The organism is Mesorhizobium sp. C399B (assembly GCF_030323185.1).
Lineage (GTDB): Bacteria > Pseudomonadota > Alphaproteobacteria > Rhizobiales > Rhizobiaceae > Mesorhizobium.
In genome coordinates, this window is sequence record NZ_CP100472.1 from 2332119 (window position 1) to 2355310 (window position 23192).

24 protein-coding genes are annotated in these 23192 nt (G+C 62.8%); 11 read left to right on the forward strand and 13 right to left on the reverse strand.

The genetic code is table 11. The features are described 5' to 3' along the window. Window positions 1-83: 83 nt before the first annotated feature. The 3 genes from NLY36_RS11045 to NLY36_RS11055 all read right to left on the reverse strand — a co-directional run bounded on the left by NLY36_RS11045 (window position 84) and on the right by NLY36_RS11055 (window position 3320). Complete coding sequence (locus NLY36_RS11045) at window positions 84-935, reverse strand: sugar phosphate isomerase/epimerase family protein (RefSeq protein WP_023735146.1); 852 nt, start codon at window positions 933-935, stop codon at window positions 84-86. Between the two features lie 123 nt (window positions 936-1058). Beyond that, complete coding sequence (locus NLY36_RS11050) at window positions 1059-2246, reverse strand: Gfo/Idh/MocA family protein (RefSeq protein ID WP_023735147.1); 1188 nt, start codon at window positions 2244-2246, stop codon at window positions 1059-1061. Window positions 2247-2264: 18 nt separating this feature from the next. Next, the gene (locus NLY36_RS11055) at window positions 2265-3320 is read right to left on the reverse strand and encodes a sugar phosphate isomerase/epimerase family protein (RefSeq protein WP_023726430.1); all 1056 of its coding nucleotides are present in this window, start codon (window positions 3318-3320) and stop codon (window positions 2265-2267) included. Window positions 3321-3719: 399 nt separating this feature from the next. Here NLY36_RS11055 and NLY36_RS11060 point away from each other — a divergent pair, with 399 nt between their 5' ends. From NLY36_RS11060 to NLY36_RS11080, 5 genes are all read left to right on the forward strand, one after another. Further along, window positions 3720-4607, forward strand: a complete 888-nt coding sequence (locus NLY36_RS11060) for a sugar phosphate isomerase/epimerase family protein (protein WP_023669836.1) — start codon at window positions 3720-3722, stop codon at window positions 4605-4607. Window positions 4608-4616: 9 nt separating this feature from the next. After that, complete coding sequence (locus tag NLY36_RS11065) at window positions 4617-5786, forward strand: mandelate racemase/muconate lactonizing enzyme family protein (protein WP_023686624.1); 1170 nt, start codon at window positions 4617-4619, stop codon at window positions 5784-5786. A 2-nt stretch (window positions 5787-5788) separates the two neighbouring features. After that, window positions 5789-6505 (forward strand): FadR/GntR family transcriptional regulator, encoded by a 717-nt coding sequence (locus NLY36_RS11070; RefSeq protein ID WP_023686625.1) that lies wholly within the window; start codon window positions 5789-5791, stop codon window positions 6503-6505. A gap of 85 nt (window positions 6506-6590) precedes the next feature. Then, window positions 6591-7571, forward strand: a complete 981-nt coding sequence (locus NLY36_RS11075) for an NAD(P)-dependent oxidoreductase (RefSeq protein ID WP_023735148.1) — start codon at window positions 6591-6593, stop codon at window positions 7569-7571. Window positions 7572-7574: 3 nt separating this feature from the next. Then, complete coding sequence (locus NLY36_RS11080; protein WP_023692018.1) at window positions 7575-7952, forward strand: hypothetical protein; 378 nt, start codon at window positions 7575-7577, stop codon at window positions 7950-7952. 22 nt (window positions 7953-7974) lie between these two features. Here the strand turns inward: NLY36_RS11080 and NLY36_RS11085 are convergent, their stop codons facing one another. Next, complete coding sequence (locus tag NLY36_RS11085) at window positions 7975-9270, reverse strand: amidase (protein ID WP_023735149.1); 1296 nt, start codon at window positions 9268-9270, stop codon at window positions 7975-7977. Between the two features lie 116 nt (window positions 9271-9386). Between NLY36_RS11085 and NLY36_RS11090 the strand changes: the two genes are divergently transcribed. Next, window positions 9387-9734, forward strand: coding sequence for a GFA family protein (locus tag NLY36_RS11090; protein ID WP_023735150.1), 348 nt, complete (start codon window positions 9387-9389; stop codon window positions 9732-9734). A gap of 218 nt (window positions 9735-9952) precedes the next feature. Continuing rightward, window positions 9953-10363 carry a DUF4437 domain-containing protein gene (locus NLY36_RS11095; protein WP_031249035.1) on the forward strand — a complete coding sequence of 137 codons (411 nt, stop codon included), beginning with the start codon at window positions 9953-9955 and terminating at the stop codon, window positions 10361-10363. 27 nt (window positions 10364-10390) lie between these two features. Here NLY36_RS11095 and NLY36_RS11100 read toward each other — a convergent pair whose 3' ends face one another. From NLY36_RS11100 to NLY36_RS11130, 7 genes are all read right to left on the reverse strand, one after another. Then, window positions 10391-11476: an ABC transporter ATP-binding protein gene (locus tag NLY36_RS11100; protein ID WP_023686632.1), complete on the reverse strand. Its 1086-nt coding sequence runs from the start codon at window positions 11474-11476 to the stop codon at window positions 10391-10393. Further along, on the reverse strand, window positions 11476-12579 hold the full coding sequence (locus NLY36_RS11105; RefSeq protein WP_023683000.1) for an ABC transporter ATP-binding protein: 1104 nt from the start codon (window positions 12577-12579) through the stop codon (window positions 11476-11478). The genes NLY36_RS11100 and NLY36_RS11105 overlap by 1 nt, the downstream gene beginning before the upstream one ends. Further along, window positions 12576-12797 carry a hypothetical protein gene (locus tag NLY36_RS11110; protein WP_023698988.1) on the reverse strand — a complete coding sequence of 74 codons (222 nt, stop codon included), beginning with the start codon at window positions 12795-12797 and terminating at the stop codon, window positions 12576-12578. Before NLY36_RS11110 ends, NLY36_RS11105 begins: the two co-directional genes overlap by 4 nt. Beyond that, entirely contained in the window at window positions 12794-13753 is a 960-nt protein-coding gene (locus NLY36_RS11115) for a carbohydrate ABC transporter permease (RefSeq protein WP_023682998.1), read from the reverse strand. Before NLY36_RS11115 ends, NLY36_RS11110 begins: the two co-directional genes overlap by 4 nt. A gap of 1 nt (window position 13754) precedes the next feature. Beyond that, window positions 13755-14660: a carbohydrate ABC transporter permease gene (locus NLY36_RS11120; protein ID WP_023682997.1), complete on the reverse strand. Its 906-nt coding sequence runs from the start codon at window positions 14658-14660 to the stop codon at window positions 13755-13757. Between the two features lie 67 nt (window positions 14661-14727). Continuing rightward, the gene (locus tag NLY36_RS11125; protein WP_023669849.1) at window positions 14728-16044 is read right to left on the reverse strand and encodes an ABC transporter substrate-binding protein; all 1317 of its coding nucleotides are present in this window, start codon (window positions 16042-16044) and stop codon (window positions 14728-14730) included. Window positions 16045-16403: 359 nt separating this feature from the next. Beyond that, window positions 16404-17087: a TetR/AcrR family transcriptional regulator gene (locus NLY36_RS11130; RefSeq protein WP_023698986.1), complete on the reverse strand. Its 684-nt coding sequence runs from the start codon at window positions 17085-17087 to the stop codon at window positions 16404-16406. Window positions 17088-17198: 111 nt separating this feature from the next. Here NLY36_RS11130 and NLY36_RS11135 point away from each other — a divergent pair, with 111 nt between their 5' ends. From NLY36_RS11135 to NLY36_RS11145, 3 genes are read left to right on the forward strand one after another with little or no spacing between them, the layout of a single operon-like run. Next, the gene (locus tag NLY36_RS11135) at window positions 17199-18392 is read left to right on the forward strand and encodes a Tm-1-like ATP-binding domain-containing protein (RefSeq protein WP_023735152.1); all 1194 of its coding nucleotides are present in this window, start codon (window positions 17199-17201) and stop codon (window positions 18390-18392) included. A gap of 13 nt (window positions 18393-18405) precedes the next feature. After that, a complete protein-coding gene (locus NLY36_RS11140; RefSeq protein WP_023698984.1) occupies window positions 18406-19260 on the forward strand; it encodes a phosphoenolpyruvate hydrolase family protein in 855 nt (284 codons plus the stop codon). Window positions 19261-19264: 4 nt separating this feature from the next. Continuing rightward, complete coding sequence (locus NLY36_RS11145) at window positions 19265-19681, forward strand: cupin domain-containing protein (protein WP_023735153.1); 417 nt, start codon at window positions 19265-19267, stop codon at window positions 19679-19681. A gap of 170 nt (window positions 19682-19851) precedes the next feature. Here the strand turns inward: NLY36_RS11145 and NLY36_RS11150 are convergent, their stop codons facing one another. Both NLY36_RS11150 and NLY36_RS11155 read right to left on the reverse strand, forming a co-directional pair. Beyond that, a complete protein-coding gene (locus tag NLY36_RS11150) occupies window positions 19852-21042 on the reverse strand; it encodes a M24 family metallopeptidase (RefSeq protein ID WP_023698982.1) in 1191 nt (396 codons plus the stop codon). 166 nt (window positions 21043-21208) lie between these two features. Then, the gene (locus NLY36_RS11155) at window positions 21209-21403 is read right to left on the reverse strand and encodes a hypothetical protein (RefSeq protein ID WP_023698981.1); all 195 of its coding nucleotides are present in this window, start codon (window positions 21401-21403) and stop codon (window positions 21209-21211) included. On the opposite strand from NLY36_RS11155, the gene NLY36_RS11160 reads away from it, so the two are divergent. Next, window positions 21402-23006 (forward strand): ABC transporter substrate-binding protein, encoded by a 1605-nt coding sequence (locus NLY36_RS11160; protein WP_023698980.1) that lies wholly within the window; start codon window positions 21402-21404, stop codon window positions 23004-23006. The two genes, NLY36_RS11155 and NLY36_RS11160, sit on opposite strands and share 2 nt — an antisense overlap. Window positions 23007-23192 lie beyond the last annotated feature (186 nt).

Genomic DNA, 23192 nt, shown 5'->3' on the forward strand with positions numbered 1-23192 from the left:
TGACGTGCGAGGGACAGCACCCCCCTCTGTCCTGCCGGACAGAGGGGGGTGTGAAGGAACGCAGCACTCCTTGGGCGGCGCGGCTAAGCCGCCCGCTTCCACCCATCCCTGATATGCCTGTATCCCTCGCGATAAACTGCCTCCGGCGTCTCGGAAAAATCCCGCCACACCTTGGTCGCCGCCGCCAGATCCTTCAGCGACCTGCCAAACGCCTCGATCGTCAGCCAGTCGTCATAGCCGCTCTTGCGGATGGCCGCGAAAGTCTCTTTCCACGGAATGTTCCCGCGTCCCGGCACGCCGCGATCGTTCTCCGAAAGGTGGATGTGCACGACATTCCTGCGGTGCTTCGTATAGGCGCCGATCGGGTCGGCTTCCTCGATATTGGCGTGGAAGGTGTCGTACATCGCCTTGATGTGCGGCCGGTCGATGGCATCGACGTGCTCGGACAGATCGGCCATCGTGTTCAGCAGATAGCACTCGAAACGGTTGAGCGCCTCCAACCCGATGGTAACGTTCCGCTTGCCGGCATGATCGCCAATGGCGCGCTGCGAGGCGATCGAGCGCTTCTTCTCGGCAGCGGTCGGCCCGCTGCCGGAGAAGGCGCCGAGCGTCGAATGCAGCGGCCCGCTCAGCGTACTCGCGCCGAGCGCCTGGGCGCAATCGATCGCCCATTTCATGTAGCCGATGCCGGCCTTGCGGGTCACGGCATCCGGCGAAATCAGATTCATCGCCGGGTCGCCCATCGCCGTAACAGCCGTGCGCTCCAACCCGATGCGGTCGAGCAGATCGCCAAGCTTCTTGTAGTCCTCTGGCGTGCCTGAGAAGATCGGTATCTCGACGCCGTCGAAGCCGGTCGCCTTGATGTCGCGCAGCAACGGCTCGTGTTTCTTAGACACGGAAGTCGTCCACAAAAACATGCACATGCCGATTTTCATCGACAGCCCCTCCCCATTTGACGGCGCGCTGGTTTCTTTCGCACCTCGCACCATGCGCCCTCATTCGGCCGCTTCGCGGCCACCTTCTCCCCGAAGGGAGAAGAGACTTGGCGCCGGCGCTCCCTAAAGTTTCGTCCACGCCCCGTTCTTCTTCGACGACTTCACGCAGGCCTCGATGAACGCCATACCTTCGACGCCGTCCTGGAAGGTCGGGAACACCACGTCCTTGCCCGGTCTGCCGCCCTTCTTGCGTGCCGCGCGGATCGCGCGCGCCGCCTCCTGGTAGATGTTGGCGAAGCCTTCGAGATAGCCTTCCGGATGGCCAGACGGAACGCGGCTGACGCGTGCCGCAACCGGCAGCGCGCCGGCGCCGTTGCGGGTGAGCAGCTGCTTGGGCTGGCCGAACGGCGTGTACCAGAGATAGTTCGGATCGGCCTGCACCCATTCCAGCCCGCCTTTCGAGCCATAGATGCGCAGCTTCAGCCCGTTCTCGTGGCCGGGCGCCACCTGGCTTGCCCAGATCATGCCCTTGGCCGGATGCACCTTGCCGACCGGCTTGAAGCGCAGCATGACATTGACATTGTCGTCGAGCAGCCGCCCCGGCACGAAAGCGTCGAGATCGGCCGACAGGGAATCGAGTTCCAGACCCGAGACGAACCGCGCCAGATTGTAGGCATGGGTGCCGATGTCGCCGAGCGCGCCGCCCGCGCCCGCCTGCTTGGGGTCGGAGCGCCACGCCGCCTGCTTCTGGCCGGTGGCGGCAAGGTCTTCGGTCAGCCAATCCTGCGGGTACTCGGATTGCACGATGCGGATGTCGCCAAGCTGGCCCTTGGCCACCATCTCGCGCGCCTGGCGGACCATCGGATAGGCCGTGTAATTGTGCGTCAGCACGAACACCTTGCCGGTCTTCTCGACTATCGCCGCGAGCTTCTTGGCCTCGGCCAAAGTCGTCGCCAGCGGCTTGTCGCAGATGACGTGGATGCCCGCCTCGAGGAAGACCTTGGCCGCCGGCACGTGCACATTGTTGGGGGTGACGATCGCCACCGCCTCGATGCCGTCCGGGCGCTTGGCCTCGGCCTTGGCCATCTCGGCATAGGAGGCGTAGCTGCGCGCCGGGTCGAGACCGAGTTCGGCGGCGGAAGCCTTGGCGCGCTCGGGATTGGCCGACAGGGCGCCGGCCACCAGCACGAAGTCATTGTCCATGCGCGCCGCGATCCGGTGCACCGCGCCGATGAAGGCGCCTTGGCCGCCGCCGACCATACCATAGCGGATCGGGCCGCCCCCCGCTTCCGACTTCGATGCGCCGACCATGTCTTTCTCCTGCTTGTGTCAAATACCCATCATGGCGCGCAGCATCTTCTTGTCGGTGGTGCCGCCGGCGAAATCATCAAAGGCCTTTTCCGTCACCCGGATAATGTGGTGCTGGATGAAGGGCGCGCCTTCGGCCGCGCCGTCCTCCGGATGCTTGAGGCAACACTCCCACTCGAGCACCGCCCAGGAATCGTAGCCATACTGGGTAAGCTTGGAGAAGATGCCGCCGAAATCGACCTGCCCGTCGCCAAGCGAGCGGAATCGCCCCGCGCGATTGGTCCAGCTCTGATAGCCGGAATAGACGCCTTGCCGCCCCGTCGGATTGAACTCGGCATCCTTGGCATGGAAGGCCTTGATCCGCTCGTGATAGATGTCGATGAATTCGAGATAGTCGAGCTGCTGCAAAAGGAAATGCGACGGGTCGTAGTTGATGTTGCAGCGCTTGTGACCGCCAACCGCATCCAGGAACATCTCGAAGGTTGCGCCGTCGAAGATGTCCTCGCCAGGATGGATCTCATAGCCGACATCGACGCCGTTTTCGTCATAGACGTCCAGGATCGGCTTCCAGCGTGTGCCGAGCTCGGCGAAGGCCTCCTCGATCAGCCCGGCCGGCCGCTGTGGCCAGGGATAGAGGTACGGGAAAGCTAGGGCGCCGGAAAACGTCACCGAGGCTTTCAGGCCAAGATTCTTCGAGGCCTTGGCGCCGAACTCCATCTGTTCGACCGCCCATTTCTGCCTGGCCTTGGGGTTGTTGTGCACCGCAGGCGGTGCAAAGCCGTCGAACTGGGCATCATAGGCCGGGTGCACCGCCACCAGCTGCCCTTGAAGATGCGTCGACAGTTCGGTGATCTCGACGCCGGCATCCGCGCAGATGCCTTTCACCTCGTCGCAATAGGTCTTGGAAGATGCCGCCTTCTTGAGGTCGAACAGGCGTGCATCCCAGGTCGGGATCTGCACGCCCTTGTAACCGAGACCGGCCGCCCATTTGGTGATCGAGGCCAGCGAATTGAACGGCGCGGTATCCCCCGCGAACTGCGCCAGAAACAGCCCCGGACCCTTCATTGTCGACGGCATCGGCATCCTCCCAATTCATTTTTCCAAGGACCAAGCATAGCGTCTGATGAAAGCAGGGCCAGCCTCTTTGGTCTCTCGTGATGTGCATTCTCGTATCGGCATTCTGGTATTACCAAATACCGAAAATGGGTCAAGCCATTTGACTCACGCGCAAAGCTGCCAGGGCATTCCATTTTTGGCGATATATACCAGCATAATCAATACGGTACACAGATGCCGATATCGCATGGCGGCGGTTCTTGCCGCGCGACAAAAATTGCTGTAGACCTCCATTAGGGCCCAATTGGTCGAACCAGTTGCGCAAAAACGCTGGAGCGCCTTGGGGAGGAAACACGCGACGCGCCTTGTGGGGCGCATCGCAGGCGAACTGGCACAGACGAATTCTGGGAAGGATAGACCATGCATCTTTCGACGCACAACTGGATGCGCGCGGAACCGTTGGAGGTGACGCTGAAGCGCATCAAGAAATTCGGCTACGAGTCGATCGAGATTTCCGGCGAGCCCGAGCAATACAAGACCAAGGAGACCCGCGCGCTGCTGAAAGAATACGGCATCCGCTGCTGGGGGTCGGTGACGCTGATGCTGGGCGAACGCAACCTTGCCGCCAGGGACCAGGGCCAGCGCGAACGCTCGGTGCAGTACGTCAAGGACGTGCTGACCATGGTCAGCGAACTTGATGGCGAGATCATAACGCTGGTGCCCGCGACCGTCGGCAAAGTGGTGCCGGACGGCACCGAGGAAGAGGAATGGAAGTGGGTGGTCGACGCCACCCGCGAATGCTTCACCCATGCCAAGAAGGTCGGCGTCAAGATCGCGGTCGAGCCGCTCAACCGCTTCGAGACCTATTTGTTCAACCGCGGCGCGCAGGCGTTGGCCCTGGCCGATGCGGTGAGCCCCGAATGCGGCGTCTGCCTCGACGCCTATCACATCCATATGGAAGAATTTAACGTCCATGACGCGATCCGTCAGGTCGGCAAACGGCTGTTCGACTTCCACGTCGCCGACAACAACCGCTTTGCCGCCGGCCTTGGCCAGATCGATTGGCCACGGATCGTGCAGACGCTGAAGGAAGTCGGCTATGACGGCGCGCTGACCAACGAATTCGTCGCGCCCGTCGACCGCACACCCGCCGCGCCCTATCCCGACATGGTCGACCGGAATCCGGTCGACATTTCTCCCGAACAGCTGAAGTTCATCCAGGATCACGGCTCCAGCGTGCTGACGGAGAAATTCTACACCGACCAGATGCGCATCACGGCCGAAACGCTGCTGCCGCTGATCAAGTAGCCGATCGGGATGCGCATCAAAACGGTCCAGGCGTGGTGGGTCCGCGTGCCGATTGAGGCCGCGAAGCAGCATCGCAGCGACTTTGGCCAGGTGACGACGTTCGACGCCGCCATCCTGCGCATTGAGACTGACGACGGGCTGATCGGCTGGGGCGAGGGCAAGAACGCCGCCGGCAGCGCCGGCAGCTATGGTGCGCTGGTCTACATGCTGAATCACGAGGTCGGGCCGCAGCTGATCGGCCGCGACCCCGCCGACATCGGCATGATCTGGGAGATGCTCTACAACGGCGTGCGCCATGACAGTGCCGCGCGCGCCGGCCATGCCATGCCGCAGCTGGCGCGGCGCGGCATGAGCATTGCGGCAATCAGCGCCGTCGATATCGCGCTCTGGGATATTCTGGGCAAGTCGTTGGGACAGCCGGTGTGGCGGCTCATCGGCGGCCGCAAGCTCGACCGCATGCCGGCCTACGCCTCCGGCGGCTGGGCTGCCGCCGAGGCTATCGGCGAGCAGCTCAAATCCTACATCGCCAAAGGCGGCTTCAAGGCGCTGAAGATGCGCGTCGGCGCCATGGACGGCGCCCCGCACATTTCCGCCGCCCGCGTCCGCGCCGCACGGCAGGCGCTCGGTCCTGACGTCGAGTTGATGGTCGACGCGCATGGCACCTATACGGTGGCCGAGGCCAAGCGCTTCATCAGCCTGGCCAGCGATCTCGACCTCGCCTGGTTCGAGGAGCCTGTTATCGCCGACGACAAGGCTGGTATGGCCGAGGTGCGCGCCTCGGGCTCGATCCCGATCGCCACCGGCGAAAGCGAAGCGACGCGCTACGCCTTCCGCGATCTCGCGGTGCTGAAATCCGCCGACATCTTCCAGCCGGATCCGGCCTTTTGCGGCGGTATCAGCGAGGCGATGAAGATCGGCACCATCGCCAGTGCCTTCAATCTGCGCTTTGCCCCGCATCTGTGGGCCGGCGCGCCATGCTTCTTCGCCGGCCTGCATGTTTGTGCGGCCTCGCCTGCCAGTTTTACCGTCGAATATTCGCTCGGCGCCAACCCGATGATCCACGATCTTATCGAAGAGACTGTCGAAGCAAGGGACGGTATGATAGCGATCCCTGAAAAGCCGGGTCTGGGATTCACCATTTCGGAGCGGTTCCTGGAGGCGCACGCGCAACGCGGTTGACGATGAAAGAAAAGAACCTTCTCGCCGAGCTCGCCGCCTATCTCTTCGCCCATTCGGACAAGGAGACCGGCCGCACGCCTTCGGAGCGCGAACTGGCGGAGCATTTCGTCGTCAGCCGCGGCCAGATCCGCGAAGCGCTGGCCATTCTGGAGGCCATGCGCATCGTCGAGCGCCGCGCCAAATCCGGCATCTATGTCGACACCAGGCAGGCCAGTGTAGAAGCCTTGGCTCTTTTCGCCCGCGCGGGCCTGCCGCTCGATCCGGTGCAGATCTACGAAACCGTCGAACTGCGCAAGATCCACGAGATCAAGGCCGCCGAACTTGCCTGTTCGCGTGCCACCGAAGAGAATTTCGAACGCCTGCGGGAGATCCTGAAAGCCTCGGAGGAGTGCATCGCCGCCGGCGAAGGCCTCGCCAAGGAAGACCGCGAATTCCACCTCGAAATCGTGCGGGCGACCAAGAACGGCGTCTTCCACAATATCTGCAGTGTCTATTACCTGATGGGCGAGCAGCGGCTGCCGATCTACTTCAACGATCCCGAGCGCTCAGTGCGCTCGCATGCCGAGCATATCCAGATCTACGAGGCGCTGCTGCGTCGCGACGGCAATCTCGCCCAGGCGCTGATGAGCGCCCACCTGCAAGGCGCGGAAAGCTACTGGAAGGGGATCATCGAGGGCCGGGAGGCGCAAGCGCAAAGCCTGGCACTTGAGAAGGTCTAGTGCAATTCCAGGAAAGGTGTGAAACGGTTTTTCTGGGAAAAGCGCGCGGCGCTTTCCTTTGAGAATTGCGACTAGCGAGAGCCCCATGCCCAGAATCCTGTCGACGCACACGCTGCACCCGCGTGCCTCCGCCATGCTGGCGGGCGCCGGCGAACTCGTCGTCGCCTCAGCGCTCGATGCGGCAACGCTGACCGCCGAGGCGAAGCATGCCGACGTCATCATCGTTCGCGCACCGCTGCCGCCGTCGCTGTTCGAAAACGCCACGAAACTCAGAGCAGCGGTCCGCCACGGTGCCGGGCTCGACATGGTGCCCATGGAGGCCGCGGCCGCGGCCGGCGTGCTGGTCGCCAACGTGCCGGCGGTCAATGCGCGTTCGGTCGCCGAATATGTGATGTTCGCGGCCCTTGCCCTGCTTCGGCGCTTCCGTTCGGTCGACCGCGACTTGCGCGCCAAGGGCTGGAATGCCGGCCGCGACCACGCCAGCCATGCCAGCGAGCTTGCCGGCAAGACCATCGGCATCATCGGCTTCGGCGCCATCGGTCAGGCGGTCGCCCATATCGCCGCGCACGGCTTCGGCCTCGACGTCGTGGCGACGACCCGCAGCATGCAGCCGGCACCCGACAGGATCGGCTTCCTGTCGATCGATGCGCTGGTCGAACAGAGCGACATCATCGTGCTCTGCTGCCCGCTGACGCCGGAAACGCGCGGACTGATCAGCCGCGAACGCATTGCCCGCATGAAGCCGGAAGCGCTTTTGATCAACATTTCGCGCGGGCCGGTGATCGATGACGAGGCGCTGATCGAGGCCTTGCGCCAAGACCGGATCGGCGGCGCCGCACTCGACGTCTTTGCCACCCAGCCGCTGCCGGCAAACCATCCCTATTTCGGTTTCGACAATGTCATCGTCACCCCGCATATGGCGGGGATCACCGAGCAATCGATGATGCGCATGGGCGTGGGCGCGGCCGGCGAGACCTTGCTGGTGCTGGCCAACCGGCTGCCTGTCAATCTGCGCAATCCCGACGTGGTCGAGCATTACCGCAGACGGTTCCCGGCGGACGCGTGAACCATGTCCGGTTTTCGCTTCGCATCTCTGGTTCTCGCAGTGTCGTCGATCGTGGCCTTACCTTCGCTCGCGGCGGCACAAAGCAGCGATTATGTCTATTGCAGCAATGGGATCGTCTGCATGATGGCGCCCTGCCCGTCAGGCAATGCGCTGGATCTGACCACCGGCAATGTCGTTAAAGGCGTGGAGCTCAACACTACGGAATTGCCGCCGCTGGACAGATCGGCACCTGACCTCTCCGACAAGCTTTATGCTGGAAAACTCGTCGTCCGAGGATCGATCCAGCATCGCGGCCAGCCGAACGATCCGCCGATGCTGGTCGTTACCAAAATCGAACGCTCCTCCAAGAAAAGCGAGCGCAAGCGCTGCGCGGCACGTTGACTGCCGACCTACGGCTCGCTGCCTATCGGAGCAGCCGCTCGACTTCAGCCGCGATGCGCAGCAGATGGTGGTCGTGGCCATTGCGCGCCACCAGCATCAGTCCGGCCGGCAGCGTCATGCCGGGCATCGGCAGCGAGATCGCGCAGAGGTCGAACTGGTTGGCGACCTGGGTATTGCGCAGCAGCAGACCTTCGGTGCGTTCACGCAGAGCCGTATCCTCGGCCATCGAAACGATAGTCGGCGCTGTCACCGGCGTGGTCGGCAGAGCCAGCACATCGACCGAACCCAACCGCTCGTCCATGGCTATGCACAGTGCCGCGCGACGACGCATTGCCCTGATATAAACCGGCGTCGGTATGGCCGCCGCCCGCGACAGCGGCCCGCTGACATGGGGATCGACCGGCACCGATGCGCCCGTCGCCAGCCAGTCGGCATGGATTTCAGCACCTTCCATGGCCGCGATCGAGCCGCGTTTGGTGGCCAGGCGCAGATCGGCAATGAGGTCGTCGATCGAAATGTCCGTGAGCCACGCGCCTGCCTGCTCGATCCCGGCAAGGCTGCGATCGAACGCGGCGGCAATCTCCGTTTCCGTGTCTTCGAAAAGCAGGCCGCGCGGAATGCCGACACGAAGCCCGGCAAGCGCTAACGGCAGGGGCAGTTGCGGCATCTGCTCGCCCGTCATCGCGGCGTCAGCCAGGGCACACGCAGCAACACTCAGCGCCAGCGGCCCGATCGAATCCAGCGTCGCGGAAAGGGGATAGGCACCAGTCAGCGGCACGCGCCGCGCCGTCGGCTTGAAACCGACGACGCCGTTCAGCGATGCCGGGATGCGCACCGAACCGCCGGTGTCGGAGCCGATGGAAATGTCGCTCGTCCCCTCGCCAACGGACACGGCGGCGCCCGACGACGAACCGCCCGGAATGCGGCTGGTGTCGGCGGCATTGCCCGGTGTGCCGTAGTGCATGTTGTCGCCGATGGCGGTGAAGGCGAATTCGGTCATGTTGGTCTTGCCGATGATGACGGCGCCGGCCTGGCGCAGACGGTTGACGACCGCAGCGTCGTGCCGACGGGGCGCGGTGTCCCTCAACATCAGCGAACCGGCCGTGGTCGATTCACCGGCGACATCGAACAGATCCTTGATCGAGATGATGGCGCCGTCGAGCGGCCCGAGCGATACGCCGGCCTTCTTGCGCGCATCGGTGGCCTCGGCCGCTGCGCGCGCCGCCTCGGCATAGAGTTTGGTGAACACCTTCTCGCCTGCCGCGCAATTGGCAAGACGTGACAGGATGATCTCGAGACGATCGCGGATTGATTGCATGTCGATGTCGGATTCCGTCAAGGTGGAGCGTCTTTAAGGCATATGGGCCGCTAGGTCAGCGGAAGGAATAACCCGGACAGCGTGCCTTTGCACCTGCCAACGATAGGAAGAGACTGATGCTGTACAAAGGCAGCTGCCACTGCGGCAAGGTAGCGTTCGAATTCAAAGCCGAACTGACCGGCGCCGTGCGGTGCAATTGTTCGATGTGCAGGCGCAAGGGCGTGCTGTTATGCGCCATCCCGCATGACAGCCTGAAGGTGCTCGCATGGGGCGATGATCTCGGCACCTATACGTTCAACAATCACGTGTTGGCGCATCGCTTCTGCCGGACCTGCGGCATCCATCCCTTCGCCGAGGATGTCAGTCAGGGCAACGAACGCAGCGCCTACATCAACCTCAACTGCGTCGCCGATTTCGATCCCACCGGCCTGCCGGTCTTCGACTTCGACGGCCGCGCGGTCTGACCCTACGGTGGCCTCTCACCACAAAAGCAACGCCCCGAAAACCTTGATAGTTCTCGGGCCCGCTGCTTTAGCCAAGGATGGCTATCGGCTATTCGACGCGCTTAGGGCCGCGCGCGAACACAACGATCGCCGCCAGCAAGGTCGCAGCGCCACAAGGAGGCGAAGGCGCTGGCCACACCGGCATTGTCGACCACCAGGCCGCCGAAGACGGCGCGTTTCTGGCGCTCGCCGTTTCTTGCGTCTTTCCCGCTCGCGCCTTTGCCCTCGAGGACAGCTATCTCCCGGCCGACAAGTTCCCCTATGTCGCCGAAGTGCCAGACCAGCCGCATCGCCTTGGCCCGTTGTGGGGTGACCGGGCCAAAGGCCCGGCGGGCACCTTGCTGAAAGTTCCCGGCAACTGGCGCGCGCCGGTTCATGCGCACACCGCCGACTATCGCGCGGTGGTCATCAAGGGACTGTGGGCGCATTGGCAAATGGACGGCGGCGAAGCGACGAAGGTCAAATTGCCGCCGGGATCCTACTGGACCCAGAAGGCCAACGAGATGCACGACGACGCCTGCCTCTCGGAGACGGAGTGCGTGATCCTTCTGATCAACGATACGCCTTACGAGACCTACTTCCAGAAATAGTCAGGCGGCGCCGTCGTTCGACCGCAACTAGCTGGCGTGCCGCAAGCTCACGCCGCTGCCCTTGTCGAACAGCACCACCTTGTCCTGATTCCAGGCAAAGCGCACCGGCTGCTCGATCTGGACATCGGTTCTGGCCGGCACCGTGGCGCGCAGCGTCGTGTCGCCGACCCGCAGAGTCAGGATCTTTTCCACGCCATGGTTCTCGACATCGTGGACGCGTGCCTCGACCGGCGCACCGCTTTCAAGATACACATCCTCAGGTCGAATACCGAAGACGAGCGGGCGACCGTCGGTCGCACCGCCCGCCTTGGCACCCCCAGAGAAAGGCAGTTCGAAATTCAGCGGCGCCATCACCGCGCGGCCGTTGACCAGCTTGCCATCGATCAGGTTCATCGGCGGCGAGCCGACGAAGCTGGCCACATAGGTATCGCGCGGATTGTTGTAGATCTCGTGCGGCGTGCCGGTCTGGATGATGCGGCCATGGTTGAGCACGCCCACCTTGTCGCCCATCGACATCGCCTCGATCTGGTCGTGAGTGACGAACAGAAAGGTGGCGCCGAGCTGGATCTGCAGGTTCTTCAGTTCCGTGCGCAGCGCCTCGCGCAGCTTGGCGTCGAGCGCCGACAGCGGTTCGTCCATCAGGAACACGCGCGGCTTGCGCACGATGGCGCGCCCGATAGAGACGCGCTGCATTTCGCCGCCTGAAAGGCGGTCGGTCTTGCGGTCGAGCAGATGTTCGATCCGCAGTGTCTTGGCCGCTCGTGCAACACGGTCCTTGATCTCGGCATCCGGCAGCCGACGGATCTTCGGCTTCAGCGGGAATTCGAGATTTTCGCGGACCGTATAGCGCGGATAGAGCGAATATTGCTGAAGCACCAGCGCCACGTCGCGCTCGGCCGCACCCCAGTCGGCGACGTCGACGCCGTTGATGAACACCTGACCCTCGGTCGGCTTTTCCAGACCCGCGATCATGCGCAGCGTCGTCGTCTTGCCGGCGCCGGTCTCGCCGAGCAGCACGAAGAACTCGCCATCGGCGATCTCGAGATCGAGCCCGGTCAGTGCGGTGTGGTTGCCGAAGCTCTTGGAAATATTCTTGAGCTGGATATGAGCCATCAGAGCCTCACCTCAAGCGACTTGCCGCTTGCCGTGTCGAAGAAATGTGCTTGCGTCGGATCGATCCTGGCGAAGACCTTTTCGCCCGGGCCGCCGACGAAGCCGCTCTTGGTGCGCGCGCGCAGCATCTTGGAGCCGACCTTGAGATCGACAATGTCGAACGAGCCGAGCGGCTCGACGATCTGTGTCTCGACCGGCAAGAAACCCTCCGCTGCTTCATGGCGCACCAGCACGCCTTCGGGCCGGATGCCGAGCGCCAGCTGGCCGCCGGCATGGCCGTTGAGCTTGGACAAAAGCGTGCGCGGAAATTCGAAGCCGGCGGCAGCGCCACCGACGGTGACCGAGGCCGCCGATGCGGTCTCGGCGATCGCCGCATCGGCGACGTTCATCACCGGGCTGCCGACGAACTGCGCCACGAACAGATTGGCCGGATGCGAATAGACCTCGTCAGGCGAACCGACCTGCTGCAGCACGCCCTCATGCATGATCACGATGCGGTCGGCGAGGCTCATCGCCTCGATCTGGTCGTGCGTGACATAGATGGTGGTCGAGCCCTGTTTGATGTGCAGCCGCTTGATCTCGGCCCGCATCTCTTCGCGCAGCTTGGCGTCGAGGGCGCCGATCGGCTCGTCCATCAGCATCGCCTTCGGCCGCCGCACCAGAGCCCGGCCGATGGCCACACGCTGCATGTCGCCGCCCGACAGCGCCGACGGCTTCTTGGCCAGCAGTTCCGTGATCTGCAGCGTCTTGGCGACCGAGCGCACCTCGCTATCGATCTCGGCCTTGCTCTTGCGCGTCGCGCGCAAGGGAAAAGCAATGTTCTCATAGACGCTCATATGCGGGTAGAGCGAGAACGACTGGAACACCATGGCGATGTCGCGGTCGGCGGCCTTGAGGTGTTGCACCGGCTTGCCGTCGATGAGGATGTCACCGCCGTCGATCGTCTCCAGCCCGGCAACCGCCCTCAATGTCGTCGTCTTGCCGCAACCCGACTGACCGAGCAGCACGATGAACTCGTTGTCGTCGATCTTGAGGTTGAGGTCCTTGATGACCTGGACCGCACCGAAGAATTTCTGGACGCCGCGAAGCTCAATCTGGGTCAATGCTCTGCTCCCGGATTGCGCACCTGGCCGGTACCGGCCTTCTCCGCCGGCGCGATCTTCGAGGTGATGTTGAAGCCGATCAGGCCGATCAGGATGATGGTCACGCCATAGCTGTGCAGCAGCAGGTTCCACGGCTGGCAAAGCGCGATGATGCCGAGGACCATCAGCACCTGAGACCCCGGTTCGAGATATTTCTGGTTGGTGGCTCGAAAGCTCATTTGCGGATCGCTCCGAAGGACATGCCGCGCAGCAAATGGTTGCGGAGCAGGAAGGTGAAGATTGCGACCGGCAGCAGGAACAGGAAGGTTCCGGCGGCGATCACCGTCCAGTCGGGCAGGCCGGCGCCGACCTGGCTGGGGATGAAGGGCGGCGCCGTCTGGGCGCGGCGGTTGGTCATGATCAGCGCGAAGGCATACTCGTTCCACGCCGTGATGAAGCAGAAAACCGCGGTCGCGGCAATGCCGGTGGCGGCCTCCGGCAGCACGATCTTGAAGAAGGCTTCCATGCGGGTGTAGCCGTCGACCAGCGCTGCCTCTTCATACTCCTTCGGGATCTCGTCCATGAACCCCTTCATCAGCCACACCGAAAAGGACAGGTTGAAGGCGGTATAAAGGATGATCAGCCCGATATGGGAATCGTTGAGGCCGACGGCCCGGTACATCAGGAACATCGGGATCGCGACCACCACCGGCGGCAGCATGCGCGTCGACAGGATGAAGAAGAGCAGATCCGCCTCCCCCTTCACCTTGAAGCGCGAGAAGCCGTAGGCGGTGAAGGTACCCATGCCGACAGCCAGCACCGTCGAGGTGATGGCAATGATCAGCGAGTTCATGAAGCGGCTCGGATAGCCCGACCATTGCACCTGGCCCTTGCCGTCGCGCACGATCTTTTCACCGCCATCGAAGACGACACGTTCCCACCAGGGTGCCGCCGCATACTCTTCCGGCGACGGCGGGTTGCGCATCTGCGAGCGCTTGGTGAACAGCTTGACGAACGGCGATATCTCGGGCTGGAACACCACCGTCGGCGGGATGGTCGTGGCAAGGTTGCGCGGCTTGAACGCCGTCGAGGCGATCCAGTAGATCGGCGCCAGGAAGATGATCGTCACCAAAAGGACGGCGACGATGGCGACGCGATTGAAGCCTATTTCGGAAGAAGTGCGGACGGCGGCCATCTCAGCGCTCCTTCACCTTGTTGAGGTACTTGACGTAGATGTTGGTGATGGCCAGCACCATGATCAGCACGATGTAGGCGAGCGCGCAGGAGCGCCCGGTCTGCCATTCCTGGAACGCCATCTTGTACAGCCGGATCGAGATCAGCTCGGCCGTCGGCTGGCTGGTCAGGATATAGGCGAGGTCGAAGGTCTTGAACGCTTCCATGGTGCGGAAGATGACCGCGATCATCAGGATCGGCGCGACCAGCGGCAGCGTGATGCGGAAGAAGGTGTAGAACGGTCCGGCGCGGTCGATCGCCGCTGCTTCGTAGAGATGCTTCGGCACCGCTGAAAGACCGGCCAGCGACAACAGCATGACGAAGGGCGACCACATCCAGATGTCGGTTAGCGCAACCGCATAGAGCGCCATCTTGGGGTCGGCCAGCCACTCGAAATTGCCGAGGCCAAGCGCATAGTTGATGACCCCCCATGACGGATCATAGAGCAGTTTCCAGAACAGACCGACGACGGCCATCGACAGCATCATCGGCAGCAGCAGCAGCGTTGTGATGAGACCCTTGAGGGGAATATCCCGGTTGAGCAGCATGGCCACGCCGAAGCCGACGAGCAGCTGACCCGCGACCGAGATGATGACGTACTTCGCGGTGATGGCGAAGTTGGACCAGACATAAGGGTCGTTGAGCAGGTCGCGATAATTCTGCAGCCCGACGAAATTCGCCGGCGCGTTGGTCGACGCGCGGAAATCGGTGAAGGAATAGCCCAGCGAATAGATCAGCGGGAAAATGTTGAAGACGATCAGGAACAGGATCGTCGGGATTATGAAGAGGTTGCGGATCGACATGTCGCTCAAGCCGCGTGCAGCGGCCCGCGAGGAAGTGTCCAGCGTGGTGATCATCGTGGTCGCCAAGACCCTGCTCCCGTTTCGGAAAAAAGAACGGAGGAGGCACGGATGCCTCCTCCGCGAGAAAAGCTGCTTATTGGCCGCGGCCGTATTTCTTGAACGTCGCGTTCCAGTCGCCTGCGAGGGCGTCCAGCGTTTCCTTGGCGGTGCCTTCGCCGCCGATCATGTAGGGATAGACGCGCTGGTTGAGCTGCTGCAGCAGCTCGGCATATTCCGGCACCGCCCAGAAGTCCTTCACCTTGAACATGGTCTCGTAGAAGGCCTTGTTGTACGGCGTGGCGTTCTGGAACTCCTCCGACTTGAGCACGGCGGCGCTGCAGGTGTAGCCGCCGAGCGCCGCCCACTTCTTCTGGGTCTCGTCCTTGATGAACCATTCAAGGAACTTCGTCGCCTCTTCCTGCTTCTTGGAGTAGGAAACGATCGAGATGCCCTGACCGCCGAGTGCGGCGAACTGATCGCCGTTCGGGCCTGGAGGATTGGCGAAGAAGCCGGTGTTCTTGGCGTTCGGGTTCGACGCCTCGTTGATCAGCGAGGGGAAGAACGCGAAGTAGTTCATGCTCATCGCGGCCAGGTTTTCGGTGATCGCCTGATTGTCCTCCACGAAGAACGACTTGGCCCAGCCCGGAGGCGTGAACGTGTAGAGTTCCTTGTAGGCGTCGAGTGCGGCGATTGCCTTGTCGGAGTTGATGAAGCCGTCGACCTTGTAGGTCTTGTAGTCACCCAGTTCGCCGCCGAAGGAGAACAGCGCGTTTTCGAAGCCCATCGCCATCGCGTCATAGGAATTGTCGGTGTAGATGGCGATGCCGTATCGCTTCTGATCCGGCCGGTAGAAGAACTCCGCGATGTCGCGCAGCGCCTTGAAATCCTTCGGCACGTCGAGATCGTAGCCGTACTTGGCCTTGAAGGCTTCCTTTTCCTTCGGGTCCTCGAACCAGTCCTTGCGATAGGACCAGCCGACAGCGTCGCCTTCGAGCGGGATCGCCCAGTACTTGCTGCTGCCGCCCGGATACTCGGCGTAATATTTCACCGTTGCCGGCGCCATCACTTCGCCAAGCTTGTGCTTGTTGAAGAAGTCGGTCAGGTCGACATAGTGGCCGCCGGTCGAGCCGGCGCCGAGCCATTGCGAGTCGCCGACGACCATATCATAGGCGTCGCCATGGGCGTTGAACTCGGTGAAAGCCTTGGTCTGGAAGTCGGACCAGGGCGTGGTTTCCACCGTGATCTTGACGCCGGTTTCCTTCTCGTACTCGTTGCCGAGTTCCTGCAGATAATTGGCCGGATCCCATTCCGCCCAAAAGATGGTGAGCTCCTTGTCCTGCGCGTAGACGGACGTTCCGCAGGCAAGTACTAAGCCGATACCAGCAAGCAGGCTGGTCATTGTCTTGCGCATAATGATTTCCTCCCTTGTGCGCATTCTACCTTGTCATGCTAGCCGGCGGTGAAGCCGGCCTGGTAGTTCCTCCCGAGATCGCACCTTTCCGGTTCCAAGCCTCCTCGCTTTGCCGGAAACTGGATCGCAGCTCTCACTTTCGATCCGCTTTTTCTGTCCTGATCTGGTATTACCAATTTTGGATAGCCGTCAAGCTCTTTCTTGGACCACCACCGGACCTTGCATAACCGGATTCTTCATGTATCCGACTGTTTTCCCTGAATTTTCCTACTCGTTGATATAGGAGAGCCTTGTTTCGGCACCGCCATCCCGGTTAACATCAATAGTGCGCATCCAAATCTGGTCGAACCAGATTGGCGCTATTTCGCCAACGCCTCTGGCCGGACCGCATCGGTTTCAGCCGTTGATTCCGCCACCGCGGCGCGCACAAGGGCGCCCGCCGCCCATTGCGCGACCGACCGCATGCCGCGGCTATCGAGCCCCCATATATCCTTCAGCACGATCAGCACTTCGACGCCGAACATCATCGACAGCGCCTGGGCCAGGCGCTTGAACTCGCGCGGCGGCAGCCGGCCCTTGAGCGGTGCGATGGCATCCTTCAGCAGCTGGACGCGATGTCCGCGCGTGAATTGCGGCTCGCCGCCCAGCGTGCCCGCCTGCCGCTGCGCCCATTGGTCGAGCGACAGTTTCAGCGCTGCCTTGAAAGTTGCCTCGAAAGCTTCGATGCGCGGCATGGCGGTATCGAACAATTCGGCAACGCGCCGCCCGGCATCGATGGACGTCGATTGCCAGGTCAGGATCGGCCCAAGCCCCTCGTCAACCACCGCCTGCACCAGGGCTGCCTGGCTGGGGAAATAGCGATAGGCGGTGGCGCGCGACACTTGCGCCGCCTCCGCGACTTCGCTGACCGACGGGGTGACGCCCGCCTGCATCAGCCGCGTCGCCGTCTTCAGCATCAGCCGTTTTGTGCGGGCCCGTGGGCCGCGTTCGGCAGCCTCGTTGGCGTCGTCGCTCCCAGCGGCTTGTTGACGTGAGACATCCATGTCAATACGATACGCGCGTCTCAAAAAATTGCAATGACCTTTGCCCACCGAAAGGCCGGCAAAGGGCGACAGGCGGTCCGGCGCCGGTCGGCCGGTGACGGGAGAAACGCGATGAAGCGCATCTACGTGGTGGGCACAGCCGACACCAAGGGCGAGGAACTTGCCTTCCTGGCCGATGCTATTGCCGCCACCGGCAGTTCGGTTGCCCGCGTCGACATCGGAACGCGCGGTGCCACCGTGCCGGTCGATATCCCGGCCAGCGAGGTCGCGGCGCATCATCCGGGTGGAGCCAGTGGCGTGCTCGGCATCGATGATCGCGGCACGGCAGTGGCCGGCATGGGCGCCGCCTTCACCGGTTTCATTCAGTCGCGCGACGACATATCAGGCGTGATCGGCATTGGGGGCGGCGGCGGCACGTCGATCATCACTGCTGGCATGCGCGCCCTGCCGCTTGGGCTGCCCAAGATCATGGTCTCGACGCTCGCCTCCGGCGACACCGCGCCCTATGTCGACGTCTCCGACATCATCATGATGCCATCGGTCACCGATATGGCGGGACTGAACCGGCTCTCCCGCACGGTGCTGCACAACGCGGCGCAAGCGATCGCCGGCATGGCCACAAAGCCGGCGCCGACTGCCACCGGCAAGCCGGCACTCGGGCTCACCATGTTCGGCGTCACCACGCCTTGCGTGACCGCCATCGCGGATCAGTTGCGCGCCAACTATGACTGCATGGTTTTCCACGCCACCGGCACCGGCGGCCGCTCGATGGAGAAGCTCGCGGACTCGGGCCTGCTCGCCGGCGTCATCGACATCACCACGACGGAAGTCTGCGACCTGCTGTTCGGCGGCGTGCTGCCTGCGACGGAGGACCGCTTCGGCGCCATCGCCCGCACCAAGCTGCCCTATGTAGGCTCGGTCGGCGCGCTGGACATGGTCAATTTCTGGGCGCCGCCGACCATTCCCGAGAAGTTTAGGGGCCGGCTGTTCTACGAACACAATCCCAACGTCACACTGATGCGCACCACGGTGGACGAATGCCGCGGTATAGGCGAGTGGATCGGCACCAGGCTCGCTCGCTGCGAGGGCCCTGTGCATTTCCTGATCCCCGAAAAAGGCGTCTCGGCACTCGACATCGAGGGCGGCGCCTTCTTCGACCCCGAAGCCGACGCCGTGCTGTTCGATGCCGTCGAGCGCACCATCAAGCCGAACGCCGCGCGCCGCGTCACACGCCTGCCGTTGCACATCAACGATCCGGAATTTGCCAAAGCCGCAACCGCGGCCTTCCTCGACATCGCCAGATAGTGAGAGCCAACAAATGCCCGCAATACCGCGCAAAGACATATTGAAGAAGTTCAAGGCGATGATCGCCGACGGCGTGCCCATCGTCGGGGGCGGCGCCGGCACCGGCCTGTCGGCCAAGGCCGAGGAAGCCGGCGGCATCGACCTCATCATCATCTACAATTCCGGCCGCTACCGCATGGCCGGGCGCGGCTCGGCTGCCGGCCTGCTCGCCTATGGCAACGCCAACGAGATCGTCAAGGAAATGGCCTATGAGGTGCTGCCGGTGGTCAAAAAGACGCCGGTGCTGGCCGGCGTCAACGGCACCGATCCCTTCGTCATCATGCCGCTGCTGCTTGCCGAGCTGAAGACGATGGGCTTTTCCGGCGTGCAGAATTTCCCGACCATCGGCCTGTTCGATGGCAGCATGCGCCAGAGTTTTGAGGAAACCGGCATGGACTTCGGGCTGGAGGTCGACATGATCGCCGAGGCGCACAAGCTCGATCTTCTGACCACGCCCTATGTCTTCAACCCCGACGAGGCGCGCGCCATGACAAAAGCCGGCGCCGACATCGTCGTTGCCCATATGGGGGTGACGACCGGCGGCTCGATCGGAGCCACGTCGGCCAAGTCGCTCGACGACTGCGTGGTCGAGATCGACGCCATCGCCAACGCGGCGCGATCGGTGCGCAAGGATGTCATCCTGCTTTGCCATGGCGGACCGATCTCCATGCCGGACGACGCGAGATACATCCTCGACCGCTGCAAGGGCCTGCATGGCTTTTATGGCGCGAGTTCGATGGAACGGCTGCCGGCTGAAGCCGCGATCGCCAGGCAGACGGCGGATTTCAAGGCCGTCACGCTGCACGACCAGAAGAAAAAGAAGGGATGAGATCATGGCCGACAAGAGCAAGGTGTTCGTATACCCGAAGGACGTGAGCGCCTTCGGCTTTGACTGGGGCAAGCTGTCGCTGACAGTCGCGCCGGAAGTAAATGGCGCGACGCGCTTTTCCGGCGGCGTCGTCGACCTGCCGTCAGGCAAGGGCCACACGCGCCACAACCATCCCGGCGCGGAAGAGATCATCTTCGTCATCTCAGGCAATGGCGAGCAGATGGTGGAGGACGAGGAGGGCAATCCGGTCGTCGCCAAGGTCGGCCCCGGCTGCACCATCTATGTGCCGGAAAGCCGTTTCCATTCGACACTGAACACGGGCGATGGGCCGATGCAGCTCTTCGTCGTCTATTCGCCGGCCGGACCCGAACTGGTGCTGCGGGAGTTGCCGGATTTCAGGTTGATCCCGGCGGGGAAGTAATCGCGAAAGGCCCCCTTCATCCGGCCGCTTCGCGGCCACCTTCTGCCCGAGGGGAGAAGAGGCAGAAGCCAGCGCCGGCGCAAACTCCTCTCCCCTCGGGGAGAGGTCGGATAGCCCCGAATTGCCCTTCGCAATTCGGATGGCAATCCGGGTGAGGGGGTAGCGCCGAGCTAGGCTATCCCACCTCTATTCCACCCCCGTGCCCGATCCCCAAACATCACATACCCCGCATCCGTCACCGCCAGCGTATCCTCCAGCTTGATGAACCCCCGCGTCGGGTGAAGCATGGTCGTCTCCACCGACAGCACCATGCTTGTCTCCAGCGGCTTGGCGGCATAGGTGCCTTCATAGGTCACCGGATGGTTGGTCATCAGGAACGGAGCCTCATGCGTGATCAGCCCCATGCCATGGGCGAAGAAATCCGTATAGGGCGCGACCTTCGACGCCTTCAGCACGCCCTCCGCGTGCGAAATCATATCGCCGCCGATGGTGCCTGCCCTCACCTTCGAGAACGCCGCCTGCTGCACCGTCTCGACCTCGGCCAACAGATCTTCCAGCTCGGCATCCGGCTCGCCCAAAATGCCCATGCGGCAGAGGTCGCCAATATAGCCGTGATAATTGCCGCCGGAATCGATCGACAGCACCTCGCCCTTTTTCCACGCCTGCGGTGACGCCGCGCGGTTGTGGCTGGCGCCCAACGTCAGCAGGCAATATTCGAAATGCGCGCCGCGATTGGTTTCTTCGCGCCGCAGATGCTCGATGATCTCCGCCTTGGTCGTGCCTTCATGCGCCCACTGGATGGTCGCCAGCATGGAATCCGTGATCAGCTCGGAGGCAATACGCAGCTTTTCCAGCTCGGCGTCCGTCTTGATGGCGCGCATGCTCTCCAGCATGCCGGTCGCGTCGATCAGCCTGGCATCCGGCAACGCCTTGCGGATCAGCGCATAGGCGTCCGACGGCAGGAAGGCCGGCTCGATGCCGAGGCGGGCGCCGGCCTTGCCGATCTTGCTGATGTGCTCGACCGCAAGATTGGCACCATCGAGCGTGCCCCAGCAGGCGGCATGCAGCGTCGGCGTCCAGAACGGGTTGTTCTGGTGCTCGGCGCCTTCCATGCGGTTGCCGATATAGGCGGCATGATCGGGCCCGCCCTTTTCATAGAGGACGATAGGCAGGTAACGGCTATGGCCGATCGCATCCATGGCGGCAAAGAAGATGAACCTATAGCCGCCAAGCAGATACTGCGTGTTGTGCTTGGACGTCGCCAGCAGCACATCGATGCCGGCTTCCTCCATCAGCCGGTCGACCCTTGCCTGGTCGAACGGGATATTGCTGACGGCGCTCTTGCCCGGGGCGATGTTCATCTTTCTCTCCCTGATATCAGTGGGATCGCCGGCCGTACTGCGTCCAATCCCTTGGCTTCGATCAAATCTGCACCATTTCGTTAACTCTGGTCCAGCCAGAAACAGGTTAGATTGCTTCGGCAGGCTGTCACCACTCGTCATTGCTGCACATTTAGGCAATCTGGTCCTACCAGAATACCAGAATGAAAGGGCCACCTCTAAAACTGGTCCAGAGGACGAAAATTTCAAAGCCAAGCAAGGATGCGCCAATTCCGTCTCTGGCGAAACCCTTGGCAAGGGCCATAATCGCCGCGAGGATGCGGGTGCCGCCAGCTTCGAGGGGTGCGCCCATCTGGTCGCGGAGAGGACGGAGTTCGGTCATGTCAGATATTTCCAGACGCACGCTGCTTGGCGGCTCAGCTTTGCTGCTGGCCTCCACCGCCCTGCCCACATTCAGCTGGGCGCAGACGCCGAAGAAAGGTGGCCGGCTGGTGCTCGCCGCCGATTCCGAGCCGCGCAATCTCAACCCGGCAATCGTCGCCTCCAACGGCGTTTTCTTCATCTCCAGCAAGATTGTCGAGACGCTGGCCGAAGCCTCGTTCGACGGCAAGGACGGGCTCGAGCCCCGCTTGGCGCTCTCCTGGGAAGGTGCTGCCGACGGGCTCTCGGTAACCTTCAAACTGCGCGATGGCGTCAAATGGCATGACGGCAAGCCGTTCACCTCGGCCGACGTCGCCTTCTCGGCGCTGCAGATATGGAAGCCGCTGCAGAATCTCGGCCGCACCGTGTTCAAGGATCTGGCCAGCGTCGACACCCCCGACGATCTCACCGCCGTGTTCAAATTCGCCAAACCGACCCCGTTCCAGCTGATACGCAATGCCTTGCCGGCGCTGAGCAGCGTGGTGCCGAAACATATCTACGAAGTCGGCAAGATCGAGGACAACCCGGCCAACAATGCCCCCATCGGCACCGGCCCGTTCAAGTTCGGCGAGTACAAGGCCGGCCAATATTACAAGCTGACAAGGAATGCGAACTATTGGGGCAAGGACGAGCCCTATCTCGACGAGATCATCTATCAGGTGCTGCCGGACCGCACGTCCGCCGCGGCCGCACTCGAGGCCGAAGAGATCCAGCTCGCCGCCTTCTCCGCCGTGCCACTGGCCGACCTCGACCGCATCTCGAAAGTGCCGGGCCTGAAGGTCATCTCCAAGGGCTATGAGGGGCTGACCTATCAACTCGTCGTCGAGATCAACCATCGCCGCAAGGAACTGGCCGACGTGAAGGTGCGCCAGGCGATCGCGCATGCCATCGACAAGGATTTCGTCGTCAAGACGGTGTTCCTCGGCTATGCCGCCACCGCTACCGGTCCGGTGCCGAAGAACGACCCGCAATTCTACACCGCCGACGTGCCGACCTATCCCTTCGACGTCGCCAAGGCCAACGCCCTGCTCGATGAGGCCGGCTACACCAAGGCCGATGATGGCAAGCGGTTTGCGCTCAAGCTTTTGCCGGCACCCTATTTCAACGAAACAAAACAGTTCGGCGACTATCTGCGCCAGGCGCTGGCGGCAATCGGCATCGACGCCGTGATCGTCAACAACGACTCGGCCGCGCACATCAAGGCCGTCTACACCGACCACGCCTTCGACCTCGCCGTCGGCCCGCCGGTGTTCCGCGGCGACCCGGCGATCTCGACCACCATCCTGGTGCAGAGCGGCATTCCCGACGGCGTGCCGTTCTCCAACCAGGGCGGCTACAAGAACGCCGCGCTCGACGCGCTGATCGCCAAGGCTTCGGAGACGCTGGATACGTCAGCGCGCACCGACCTCTACAAGGAATTCCAGAAACAGGTCGCGGCGGACCTGCCGCTGATCAACGTCGCCGAATGGAGCTTCATCAGCGTCGCGCGCGATACCGTGGGCAACATCGCCAACAACCCGCGATGGGCGGTGTCGAACTGGGCGGACACCTATCTGGCTGGCTAGCGATCAGCCCGGCATGCTTGCGCATCGGTTGGACGAATGCTCATCATCAGGGATGAGAGTTCCTTCACGCCTCTGTTCTGTCCTGCCGGATAGCGCCAACCTTCACCCTCCCCCTTGTGGGGAGGGTCGGCGAGCGGTTGCTGCGCAGCGGCAGCCGCTCGACGGGGTGGGGGTAGCGCCCTACGA